This window comes from Streptomyces sp. NPDC001678 (assembly GCF_042892945.1).
Taxonomy (GTDB): Bacteria; Actinomycetota; Actinomycetes; order Streptomycetales; family Streptomycetaceae; genus Streptomyces.
On the sequence record NZ_JBIAUP010000028.1, the window covers coordinates 1 to 11,884 of the forward strand.

At 67.5% G+C, this 11,884-nt stretch carries 11 protein-coding genes; 10 read left to right on the forward strand and 1 reads right to left on the reverse strand.

What is annotated here, in order from left to right; all coding sequences use genetic code 11:
• Positions 1–496: 496 nt before the first annotated feature.
• The 6 genes from ACFYZR_RS32210 to ACFYZR_RS32235 all read left to right on the forward strand — a co-directional run bounded on the left by ACFYZR_RS32210 (position 497) and on the right by ACFYZR_RS32235 (position 6,243).
• Positions 497–1,090 carry a DinB family protein gene (locus ACFYZR_RS32210; RefSeq protein ID WP_391917051.1) on the forward strand — a complete coding sequence of 198 codons (594 nt, stop codon included), beginning with the start codon at positions 497–499 and terminating at the stop codon, positions 1,088–1,090.
• Positions 1,091–1,523: 433 nt separating this feature from the next.
• Positions 1,524–1,898 carry a hypothetical protein gene (locus ACFYZR_RS32215; protein ID WP_391917054.1) on the forward strand — a complete coding sequence of 125 codons (375 nt, stop codon included), beginning with the start codon at positions 1,524–1,526 and terminating at the stop codon, positions 1,896–1,898.
• A gap of 1,736 nt (positions 1,899–3,634) precedes the next feature.
• A complete protein-coding gene (locus tag ACFYZR_RS32220; protein ID WP_391917080.1) occupies positions 3,635–4,924 on the forward strand; it encodes a hypothetical protein in 1,290 nt (429 codons plus the stop codon).
• Positions 4,925–5,045: 121 nt separating this feature from the next.
• Complete coding sequence (locus ACFYZR_RS32225) at positions 5,046–5,237, forward strand: hypothetical protein (protein ID WP_391917056.1); 192 nt, start codon at positions 5,046–5,048, stop codon at positions 5,235–5,237.
• Positions 5,238–5,324: 87 nt separating this feature from the next.
• A complete protein-coding gene (locus ACFYZR_RS32230; RefSeq protein ID WP_391917059.1) occupies positions 5,325–5,699 on the forward strand; it encodes a hypothetical protein in 375 nt (124 codons plus the stop codon).
• Positions 5,700–5,937: 238 nt separating this feature from the next.
• The gene (locus tag ACFYZR_RS32235) at positions 5,938–6,243 is read left to right on the forward strand and encodes a hypothetical protein (RefSeq protein ID WP_391917062.1); all 306 of its coding nucleotides are present in this window, start codon (positions 5,938–5,940) and stop codon (positions 6,241–6,243) included.
• A 232-nt stretch (positions 6,244–6,475) separates the two neighbouring features.
• Here the strand turns inward: ACFYZR_RS32235 and ACFYZR_RS32240 are convergent, their stop codons facing one another.
• Entirely contained in the window at positions 6,476–6,904 is a 429-nt protein-coding gene (locus ACFYZR_RS32240) for a DUF3592 domain-containing protein (protein ID WP_391917065.1), read from the reverse strand.
• A gap of 346 nt (positions 6,905–7,250) precedes the next feature.
• Between ACFYZR_RS32240 and ACFYZR_RS32245 the strand changes: the two genes are divergently transcribed.
• From ACFYZR_RS32245 to ACFYZR_RS32260, 4 genes are all read left to right on the forward strand, one after another.
• Positions 7,251–8,150 carry a methyltransferase domain-containing protein gene (locus ACFYZR_RS32245; protein WP_391917068.1) on the forward strand — a complete coding sequence of 300 codons (900 nt, stop codon included), beginning with the start codon at positions 7,251–7,253 and terminating at the stop codon, positions 8,148–8,150.
• Positions 8,151–8,601: 451 nt separating this feature from the next.
• Positions 8,602–9,075, forward strand: coding sequence for a hypothetical protein (locus ACFYZR_RS32250; protein WP_391917071.1), 474 nt, complete (start codon positions 8,602–8,604; stop codon positions 9,073–9,075).
• Positions 9,076–9,811: 736 nt separating this feature from the next.
• Positions 9,812–10,225, forward strand: coding sequence for a DUF6896 domain-containing protein (locus ACFYZR_RS32255; protein WP_391917074.1), 414 nt, complete (start codon positions 9,812–9,814; stop codon positions 10,223–10,225).
• A gap of 93 nt (positions 10,226–10,318) precedes the next feature.
• Positions 10,319–11,782, forward strand: a complete 1,464-nt coding sequence (locus ACFYZR_RS32260) for an NF041680 family putative transposase (RefSeq protein WP_391917077.1) — start codon at positions 10,319–10,321, stop codon at positions 11,780–11,782.
• Positions 11,783–11,884: the final 102 nt, after the last annotated feature.

Sequence of the window (11,884 nt, forward strand, 5' to 3'; positions counted from 1 at the left end):
GCTGCGACAACAACAGACTGAGGCTCAGAAGGCACACCAGCATCCTCGCACTGTTACAGCCTCTGCACCCACAGAACTAACGAAAGACTCAGTAATGGGACCTGATCGCCTGCGCTCACCAGCGGCTGGGAGGTCCCATGGTCCTCGTCTTGGACCAACCTCGATACCCCGTCCTCTGGCCGACATGGCCCTCACCGACGCCGACCACCTCACCCGCACTCTTCGCCGCGGCCTCCGAAACTCCAGCACCGGCCCGGCCTCCTTGACGACTGCCTCGTCGAAACCGGCCTCACCATCACCCAGCACGACCCGACAGGACAGCGAAAAACGTCAGTAATGGTGGAGTCGGGCATTGGAACTGTCCGAATTCCTGCTGCATCGGGGCTCCCGGCCCGGTCGATTGATGGTGTAGCCGGCCCAGCCATCGGCTGGTGCTTCTTGGTGAGCAGGCAAACTCGCGCGACCGCTGTCAGCAGGTGATGCGAGACTCGGCCCCATGAAGCCCAATGATCCTAAAGACGACCTGCACCGCTACCTCAAAGCAGCCCGCGAAGCCATCATCTGGAAGTTGGACGGATTGTCCGAGTACGACATCCGTCGCCCCCTGACGCCGACTGGCACCAACCTCCTCGGCCTCGTCAAGCACCTCGCCAGCGTCGAGCTCGGGTACTTCGGCCCGACCTTCGGCCGCCCGCACAACGAATCCCTCCCCTGGCACGAGGAGGGCGCCGAGCCCAACTCGGACATGTGGGCACCCGCCGACGAGTCGCGCGAGGACGTTCTCGGCCTGTACCACCGCGCCTGGGCGCACGCGGACGCGACGATCGAGGCGCTGCCGCTCGACGCGATGGGCCACGTCGCGTGGTGGGGCGACAACGGCCACGTGACGCTTCAGCGGATCATGCTGCATATGACGGCCGAGACGAACCGGCATGCCGGTCACGCCGACATCGTCCGCGAGCTGATCGACGGCAAGGTCGGCATGCGGGAGACCAACAGCAACATGGATGGCGGCGACGAGACCTGGTACCAGGAGTACTGGACCAGGCTGGAGGCGTCCGCCAAGGAGGCTCAGGCCAAACAGAGATGAGGTAGTTCGGGGAGATGTTGGCCTTGGTAGCTCGTGTTGTTGCCCGCCTCCCCGCTCCCATCACATAAGGGTGCCGACGCTGCGCCCCAGCCGGACGGCACACCCACGTCGGCGAGATCGTACGCGGCCTCCGCGACGGCATCGGCACGCGCCTCGATACCGGGCGCCGCGCCACCGACGAGGCGGACGGCCGGTCCGCCGGCCGGGGCGACGGGGGACTGGTACCCACGGCCCGGGGCACGGCGGTCAGTGGTCACCGGGGTAGTGTGCCGCCCCTGCCCGAGGCGGCGGCATCGACCTGCCTCACGGCCATTGTCGGCGGTGGCGCCACAGGAAAGGAGAGGGGATCGCCATTCAGAACGACACGTCCCAGCAGCCGGATCTCACTGGCTGGAGCGAGGGAGCTCACCACAACGCGCTCGCCCTGGCCGAGATGCTCGGGGTGACGCCCGCCGTCTACTCGCGGGACCCGCTGAGTCTGCTGGTCGCGATCCAGAACTACGTCGACCGCCTCCCCCTGCACAAGTTCGAACAGTCCGACTGGATCACACTCCACACGGATCTCACCTCTTACCTGGCCGGTGTCTTGATCCACCGGTGCGCGGGAGTCTGGAGCGTCGCCGATGACCCGGCCGGCCCACTGGGCTTCCGGTATGTGATCGAGGCGGTCGGGTTTGATGGAGAGCGCCACCAAGTGGAGCCCTACGCGGTGGTGATGGAGGAGTTCCGGCACGCTCCGATCGAGATCACCCGGATGATCGCGAACGCGGAAGCAGCGCTCGGGGTCACAGCCCTTCTCGATGATTGACCCGGAAATCCGACGGCAGGCGGCGCGGAGAACCAGCCGTCCAGCGTCGACGAGGACACCAGACGGCGCTCCGTGCTTCATCCACAGTCGCCGAGCAGCGCGGCTGCGGGGACGTTGCGGACCGGCACGCCCAGGTACACGCGGGCGGGGTGGCACGCGGACGAGCGGAACACCGCCGTCACCTTCACCTTCGGCATCAGCGGACCTCCGCACCCACGGCACAACCACGGCCCGGCACCGTCATCCGCGACCAGCCGCAGCCGGGGCACCCCGTCCCTTCCCATACGAGCACCGTACGGGAAGGGCGGCGGGGCCATGCACAGGTCTGGCTCTGCTCGCGATGAGGTGCCGTCGGCCGTCGACGGGGTCCAGAGAGGTGCTTGGCACGGGGCTTCAGAACGTCCGCTCCGTGCGCCACGCGGCTTGGACGGCGGGAGCGTTCACGTTGGTCGTGACCCCTGTGAGATGGCGGCTGGCGTCCAGTGGCGAATGGCCCCGCTGGCGAATGGCCCCGTGCCAGGGGTCACCCAACTGGGCTCGGGCGGCGGTGAGGCGGGCGCGGATGCGGGCCGGCTCCCGGGCGGAGGCAGGGCCCTGTTTGGTGCAGGTCCAGGCTGCGCGCTGGCGTGCGGTCCCGGAGCCGGGGGCGGTGGCCGGGCACGTGCCGTGGCCCTTGGGGGCCGCCCGGCCGACCGCCGATGGTGCGGCGGCGGACGGTGAGGCGCCCAAGGTGAGAAGGTCTGCGGCGAGGGCGAGTCCGGCTATCGTCGCCAGCTGTCGTCTGACGCGTTTCGAAGGTGGTTCCTCTTTTCCCGGTGGCATGTAAATCCACTCGGGATCGAACCGGCGTAATGCCCGTATGCGTCAGCCAGAAATAAGATCTTCCACGATCGTTCTTTGGTCCGTACAGGCCTCATACCGCCGTCCGTCTTCGGCACGGCCCTCTCGCGGTCGGCAGGATGCGCGGGGCGCGGCGGCCGTCGTTGGGCCGCCGAATGCGACAGCGGCGGGTGCCGCGGCCACCGCGCCCCTGACAGGGCACGGTACCGCCTGTTCGGTCTTCGGCCCCGTCCTCCGTGGTGGGATGTAAACCTGGTAAGGGCATGTTCGCTTTCTCCTTGTTTTCCGATTGATCGGGTTCCGTGCCCGTACTGGACGCGCTCGGGGCTCATGCGGACGCTGCCGGTTCGGCCGTGGGGATCGACGTTCCCGCTTCCGGCTCACCGCCAGACACCGTCTGGCTCGATTCGCTGGACTCCCTTCTGTCGTGCCGACGATTGTCTGCCACCGATCGTTCATAGGGCCGTTCACGCTGGCGTGCAGAACATTCAAGGCGCCACGGCCGCCGAAGGTCCTCGGTTTCAGAATGTGCAAGTTGGCCGAATATCGTGACGGATTGGTGGAGGTCGGCCATGCCGGCGGATGATGGACGGCCGGTCCGGCAGTCGCCGGCCGTCGAGGTGACGGCAGCGGAATCACGACCGAAACAGCCCATCTGTGCGGCGGTGGTAGCGGATCCTAGCTCCGCAGATGAAATCCTGATGAGCCCCGGGCAGGTCAAGGCTGCCTAACAGCCCATGAAGGGGCATGGATTTCACCTCGGTCCGGCTGATTCCGTCATCGTCTCTGCGTCGCCGCCGACGCTAAATTCGCCTCGATCGACCACCGCTCCCCACCACATAACTGGCAGGGTTCCGGCCTGGGGCGACATGGCGCCCGGCCAGGGAAAGGGCATGATGAGCCACTTGAGATCTTCCGGCCGCCGGGCCAGAGGGCTGGTCGCCCTCACCGTGACCGCCGCATCGACACTCGCCGCCATAACTGCCGCGGCCGGCCCCGCCGCCGCGACAGGGCATCCGAAACCCGTCACAACCGCCGACCAGCCGAAGCTCGGCGACGCCTGCTCCTCCGCCGACCTCGGCACACGCCACCCGTTCATCAAGACCACCGAAGTGTCCCCGACGATCACCCACTTCAAGGGCTGGTTCGTCACCGAGGGCACAACCGGCAACCACACCGTCAGCACCACCACCCAGACGACCATCACGGTCTCCGTCGGCCTCGACGGCAAGATCGACGGCACTTTCGGCATCGATGCCCTCAGCAAGGTCGGCGCAAGCCTGGGCCTGAACGTAAAAGTCGATTACTCCTCCACCAGCAGCGAGTCGAATTCGGTCACCTGGAACTTCAACCGGCCCGGCTACTACGGCGTCTACAAGGGCACCAAGAAGGTCACCGGTACGTACGGAAGCCTCAACTGCAACCGCGTCCAACAGGGTGACGGCGGTTGGGCGTTGAAGTGGATCGAGGGGCCCGGAAGCGGCAACTTCACCACCTACACCACCCTTGAGGAAGGCGCGGTGCGCTGCGAGGACAAGGTGCCCGCCAACAGCATCATGGCCAAGGCAAAGTACCTCCTCGACTGCGGCTCGGCCGCCGCGAAGGCTGAGCACCCGGCGGGTGCGGTGGCGCCGACGGCGAAGCAGACGCAGGACCGCCTCGCGCAGCGCCCGGCTCCCACCAGCGGCACGTCCGCCGGACAGCCCAAGGCCACCGGCCGTAGCGCGCGGGCCGCCCTTGACTGCCAACCCGGCGCCTACAGGATCGACGTCCCCGGCAAGCCCCTGAACTGGAGCGCACCGCTCCTGGCCAACGACGGCATCCGCCTTCGCGAATCCACCATCTTCAGCGCCCACCTGGACAACTGGCGCCTGTGCAACGTGAGGGAGAACAACGGGGTCATCGAGGCGTCCCTGTGGAACTGGGGCAACGGCGGATGCGCGACCATCCCGGCGGACATCGCCAACCGGGAGCAGGCTTACCTGACGACGGCCAACTGCGCGGAGGACGACCTCCAGCGGTTCTACATCTACCGCGACGTACCCGGCAGCTCGAAGGTCGGTGTGCAGAACAAGTACACCGGCTCCATGATGGGCCACGACCGGTACGCGGACGGTGAGTTGATCCGCCAGTTCTCCAGCGGCAGGCAGGACGGTACGGGTACGTACACCCTGACCGGAGTCTGACGCCCCCCTCCCTGTGAGCGAAGCCCCGCGCGTGAACCCCGACCTCCCGGTTCCGTGCGGGGCCCTCCGCGTCCCTACTCCGAGCCCGGCCTTGGGGGCCTGGGTGTGTTGCTCGATCGTCATGGTGTCGGGTGACCGGATTCCGGGGGTGCCGGCGATGGCGTCGTGGCTGGAAGAGATCGAGCGGCGGGAGGCTGCTGCGCGGGAGCGAATCGAAGAACTGCTGGCCTGGGTGACGGAGTTGTCGGAGAGTCTGGCCGAGCAGGAGATGGTGCTGTCCAGGCTGGAGATCACCCGGGAGACGAGACCATGACGGAGATCCTGGCAGGCGACGCGACGCGACGCGACGGTCGCGGAGTCGGAGTCGGAGTCGGGGGCTGGCGGGCTGGAGGAATCTGCTGTGCCGGAGACGGAGGGCGCTTTCGGGGCTGGCTCGCCGGTCGGGGTGAAGCTGGTTGTTCAGCGATCGGACGGGATGACGGCGGCGGCGCTGCCGCGGTTGTATCAGGACATCGTCGAAGTGCTCCAGGACGCGGTACATCCGATGCGGGCGCATCAGCTGTATTCCGCACTGGGGCTGTCGACGGACAAGAGCAAGTTCGAAGGATTCCGGTCGAAGCCGAAACGGCTGGTGGAGCAGGGCTGGCTGGTGGAGTCCGAACCGGGACTCTTCGCTTTGCGGGGTACCGATCCAGCGGGTTCGGGTGCGCCGGAGCAGACCGGGCCGACCGGCCCGCGCCGCCGCGACGGTGTGGCATCGGGCTCCCGTCCCTAGCGGCGAAGGTGCCAACCAGGCCGACGTCAACTGACCACGGTGGCCGGAACGGTGACCGCGGCCCGGTGCGCTATGCGCTCCTCGGGCAGCACGAACGCCTATCTGACCGATGCGGCACTGAACCTTCCGCACGGCCGGCACAGCCTGGGCCTGTGCAAACGCGCCGTCCTTGAAGCCTGCCGCGGTTCCTACAACACCGCCCTTCAATCAATCGATCGATCGGCGCTGCGGAGCCCGCATGGTGGGCAAGCGGCAGGCCGGCGAACTGGTACGGGCGGCCGCGGTGGACATCGACGCCTTCTGCTCCAGTCGCACCCCCGAACCCGCCGGCCCAAGCACGCTGCTGGTTCTCAGCTTTGACGGCAAAGGAATCGCGATGCGCCCAGGCCACCTGCGCGAGGCCACCGCCAAGGCCGCCGAGCACGCGAAGCACACCTTACGCATCCGCCTCGCGGCCGGGGAGAAGGCGGGCTGCAAACGGATGGCCACCCTGGCCGTCGTCCACGACGCGGAACCCGCCGTCCGCCGGCCGCACGACACTTGAGCGCCGACAGACTGGATATCACCGGCAGCAGGTGGAGCCTGGGCGGCGCCGAGGCGGCTACGATCTCTCGGCCTATCGACGATCTCACTCACCAAGAGCCGCACCCCTGCGCCGACGACCCTTACGCGTCCTGGCATCCGCTGCCTGACCAACGCCGCTCGAACACTGCGGGATTTCCGGGCGGGCCGTCCGCCTGCGGAGCCCATCAAGATGACGGGCTGGGGGGCTCCCCCTACGGTGTGGGCCAGACCTTCACCACATACATCCACAGCATCACCGTGCTGAGCAGAAAGAAGGCACCGCTCAGCACCACTCCGAAGAGACTCCCGAACAGGGGCGAGAGAGTACGCAAACCTGTAATGGTTGCTGTCCGCTCCGGGTCGTCCTGCCGGTAGCGAACGGTGACTTTCTTACCCTCCTGCATGAGCATGGTCGGCTCCTCGAATTCCACTGCCCGGCCGTCGGCAGTGGTGAAGCCGTAGACGTAGTGCATGCGCGTGAACCCGTCGGAGCCCTCTGTGCCATAGCTACGTATGCAGCGGCCGTCCGCCTGGTGTCCGAAGAAGACTGACCGTAGTGAGGTCAGCAGTTCGTGCACACACTTGTAGAGGACCCACGTGGCGCCCGTCAGGAACAGCAGCAAGACGATCAAGGTGGTCATGTCCTCACCATAAGCAGACACACCGCAGAAGACCGTGCCGGCCGGGAGCAGGCAGCTGCGGGTTACGCGACGGCCGAGGCCCACCCGTGTGGCTGGAACATGCTCAGGTTCAGTACCAGAAATTACCGAACACCAGCTTCTCCCTTGCCTCCACGCAATACCGTGGAGGCCACAGCCGAGAACGAATGGGAGGGGACGCGATGGGAGGCCAGGACCGGCAGTCCGGTGATGGTGAGGTCGGCGGCCCGTACTCCAGCCCGGGCGATCCCGGCAATCCGATGCCGCGTGAAGAGCCGCAGCCCGAGGACGACGACTAGCCCGTCAGCTGAGGAGAGCCCGACTCGCGATGGCAGACGCCACAACGCTTCGTCAGCAGTGCCTGGACCAGATGGAAGCAGACCCCCGCAACTACTTCGGCGGCCTGGCCTGGCTGCGCGAGGCTTTCATGACCGTCCCTCGCGAGCATTTCGTGCCCAGCCGGGTCTGGTGGCCCCGCCCGGGCGACGACGGCCTCTACGACCTGATCGACCGGGACAAGACTCCCAATGCCTGGCTGAAAGCGGTCTACCGCCTTCGCACCCCCCTCATCACACAAATCGACGACGGCGCCGTACCCACGACTGGGCCGGCCAAAGGCTGGTTCACCTCCAGCATCTCCTGCATCACCGTGGTTATCGAGATGCTGCGCCACCTCGCACCACGCCCAGGCGAACGCATCCTTGAGATCGGCACCGGCACCGGCTACTCCGCCGCCCTCCTCGCCCACCGCACCGGCCCCGGCATGGTGACCAGCATCGAAATCGACCCCCGCATCGCAGCCCACGCCCGGCAACGTCACCATGCCCTCGGCGTCCGCGCGCACACCATCACCGGCGACGGGGAACTCGGCCACCCCGCAGGAGCCCCCTACGACCGGATCGTCTCCATGGCCTCGGTGCGCCGCATCCCCCCAGCATGGCTCCGGCAACTGCGCCCAGGCGGCGTGCTTGTCGCCCCGCTGGACACCCCGTTCGGCTGGGACCTGACCGTCCGCCTCAGCGCCACCGGTGACGGGGCCGCCGTGGGCCGGCCGGTGGCCACAGTGGAATTCATGCGCGTGCGCGGCCAGCGCGAGGTACGGCCTTATGCCGACCTCGGCTGGCCGGCTGACGCCGACCCCCGGCAATGGCGCGACTACGAGGTCCGAGCCGACCAGGACGGACAACTCATCCAGCCCACGCCGATCCCCACCGCTGTCCAGCCGTAGCCTCGAAGTCACGGGCCTCCTATCTAACCTCGGACGATGAGCTGCGGTGGGCCCTGGCGGGAGAAACGACACTGAACGAATCCCCACTGCCCCCCGCGCCTACCACTTGACGAACTCAGCCCACCAGCGGCTGATCAGCACCTACAGCGGCTGCCACTTCGGCGACCGCGCCCTCACATGCAGTGCGACTGCTCTCGCGCGCACCCGCCCATTGCCCACGGCGCCCACCTGTTCCTGGACCTGACCACAGGCCAGTCGACCAGCACGGCAAGTGGCCCCTCACCCGCTGAGCAGGAACCACGCTTCCCCCTGCTGATCTGCCTGCCTGCTGCGCCCGGCCCTTCCGCCGGGCGCAGCGCCATTCCGGATGGGCGCCCCCGGCGACGTGCGGAAGCGCGGGCCCTGAGATGCTTGGCCTGCACGGCTTTTGGAACGATTCGAGGAGGCCGGGATGCGTTGGCGTGCGGTTGGGCTGGTATGCGCGCTGGTAGTCGCCACGTCGGTCACGAGCACCGGGTGCGCCCGCTACTTCGCGTGTGGCGACGAGGGCGATCGTCCGGCCGGGCTGACCCGCCAGGACATGCCCGGCACGTACAAGGCCGACCCGTTCGGGACCATCACGCTCCGCGCTGATGGGACGTTCAGCGCGAGCGACTGGCCCGAGTTCAACTACCCGAACAAGCCGAAGCACACCGGCGGCGGCTCAGGGACCTGGGAGCTGAAACCGGAGAGCAAGGTCAGCGGGATCATAGACAACGGCCTCGGGCTGACCTTCACGGACGGCAAGCAGGTCCAGGACCACCAATTCGATCACCAGAGCTCCGAGTTCTGGTTCGGGGTCACCGGCAGCCGCGAAAAGCCCCGCATCTACCGATTCACCACCGACCCCGACATCTGCGAGCTGCACACGCTGCGCCACACGTAGCCCGCCGTCGCCTCCAATGGGGCGTCCTGCGGCCGATGTCAGTGCCCGGACGCATGCTGAAGGCAGCCCCTGACGAACGGGCGACTGCTGATGGACACCGACTTCGCCGCCGGGGCTGGACGCGGTCCTCGCCGTCGGCCCCGCCCCGGCCCCTCAGCTCCTCCAGACCGCTACGACCGGCCCCGGCGGGCACCAGGGCGCGGCGCTCGCCCATGGGCTGCGCCACAGGTCATCGTCCGCTGCCTGCGCCGGGAAGAGGCCGCCGGGGGGGGCAGCCGGATGCCGAGCCGTTCGGTGCGCGGATTGTCGCGGTCGTCGCCAGCGACGACCTCGACTGGGCCCGGGCCCTGCGCGACGTTGAAGCCGCCCAGCTCCCGGACCGGTACGCCGACGCACTCCGCACGCTCCTGACAGCGGCCGCCACTGTCCGCAGCGCTACCCACCCAGGCGCGGCGCTTACTCTTTGATCACCGCGTCGGCCTCCGGGCAGGGCGGAGGCGTGACTTAGCTTGCCGTTTAACCGTGAGATCGTCGCCTACGAGCTCCGGTGGTCCCCGCTGCTCTTCCTTCGCAGGGATGTTTCTCGTGGTTGGTCACTATGAGCAGGCTCTGGCACGGCGAGCTGGGTCGTGGAAGGATCACGACCTAGATCATCTGATAGTCGCCGGAGGGGACGTTGCGGGAGTCTGGGACCGAGGGTGCGTCAGTACACCAGGCAGCGGCGGCACGCGACCTGGTGCTCGGCTTCGTCAGCGCTCTCGGCGCTGCCAGCACCGCGGTTCAGGAGGCCATGCCTTCACTGAAGCGCCTGGCGGATCTGCTCCCACTCACGCATTCGGGCGAGATCAGCCGCCATGGTGAAGCCGGTGGCTACTCGTACGCGGTACATGGCTTTGGCTGTCGACTGACGGGCCTGGACGGAATCGACATTGATGTGGACTTCGCCGCGGATGGGGCGGAAATCTTCGACTTCTGGCGCCTTCGCTTCTACGGCCGGAGTCTGCCTGCGTCTGTTGACCCCTCGGCGGAGGACCTGCGATCAGCGGTCGAGGAACTGAAAGGCCTGCTGACCGAGGTCAGGCCGGGCTGGTTCACTGTGTCTGGGCCTCATCAGGGCGCCGGTCCGGCGTCGAACGCAAGTCGAACTTGATCAGCGATTTCGCTGTTCACCGGATCCGGAAGCGGCCTTCGGCTGATCCTTTGCTCCGTCACAGAGGCATGGGATCAACCGAAGGCCGTATCGATGAGTGTGCTGCAACAGTCGGACCAGTGTGAGGCGTTCGCGACGCTCTCACGCTTCCGTGACGACTTCTATGACTGCCTGCGCGGACGCGGGGACGCGTTGTTCGAACTGTGCGACGCCTTGCTATGCACGGACGGACCGGTGCGGACTCTGGTCGATCTTGCGCTCGCACCCGAACACCGTCGCGGGCACGGCGCCTTGTACGGCGCGCTCAACCACGGGCAGATCGAGGTTGATCGGCTGCGTCATGCCTTGGCCGGCTGCCCGCTGCCCAGGGCCGCGGACGGCCGGATCGTCCTGGCGGTGGACGTCTCCCCGTGGCTGCGGCCGGACGCCGCCACCAGTGATGCCCGCTCATTCTGCCACACCTATGGCCGCGGAGAGAACAAGCACCTGATGATCCCGGGCTGGCTTTACTCATGGATCGTCGCCCTGGAGACGGGACGCTCCTCGTGGACCGCGCCGCTGGACGCGATTCGCCTGCGGCCGGGCGACGACCTCGCCGCTGTGACCGCTGACCAGGTACGAGACCTGGTCAGCCGCCTGATTTCGGCAGGCCAGTGGCACGAGGGCGACCCGCTGGTGTGGATCGTGGTCGACGCCGGCTACGACGTGATGCGCCTGGCCTACCTCCTGCGGGACCTGCCCGTCGAACTCCTCGGGCGCCTCCGCTCGGACCGGGTGATGCGCCGTCCCGCACCCCCGTACGTCTACAGCCCGACAGGCGGACGGCCGCCCAAGCACGGCAGCGAGTTCATCTTCAAGGACACCAGGACCTGGGACCGACCCGACACCGAGACGAAGACCACCACCACCCGCTACGGCACCGCCCACGCCCAGGGCTGGGACCGGCTCCACCCCGAACTGCAGCAACGCTCCGCCTGGCGGGACCACCCCGGCAAGCTCCCTGTCATCGAGGGCACCGTGATCCGCCTCCAGGTCGACCACCTGCCCAGCGGCGGCGACCCCAAGCCCCTGTGGCTGTGGTGGTCACGCCCCACAGCCACCCCCGCGGAGGTCGACCTGGCCTGGCAGACATTCCTGCGCAGGTTCGACATCGAACATTTCTTCAGAATGATCAAGCAGACCCTTGGCTGGACCACCCCCAAACTCCGTGGCCCCGATGCAGCGGACAACTGGAGCTGGCTGATCACCGTCGCCTACACACAGCTCCGCCTCGCCCGTCCCCTGGCCATCGACCTGCGACGCCCCTGGGAACGGCCCGTCCCTTCGAACCAGCTCACCCCCGCCCGGGTCCGCCGCGGGTTCCGACACCTGCGTGCCAAGACCTCAACACCGGCCGAAGTGCCGAAACCCTCCATGCCCGGCCCCGGACGGCCACCCGGATCGAAGAACCGCCATCGTGCCGACCGCTATGACGTGGGCCTCATGCTGGCCACCGGCGAGCCACACCGCCGACCGACCCATCACAAGGTCGGCACCAAACCACGCCGCACCGGATAAACGGCAAGCTTACTGAGTCTTTCGTTAGTTCTGTGGGTGCAGAGGCTGTAACAGTGCGAGGATGCTGGTGTGCCTTCTGAGCCTCAGTCTGTTGTTGTCGCA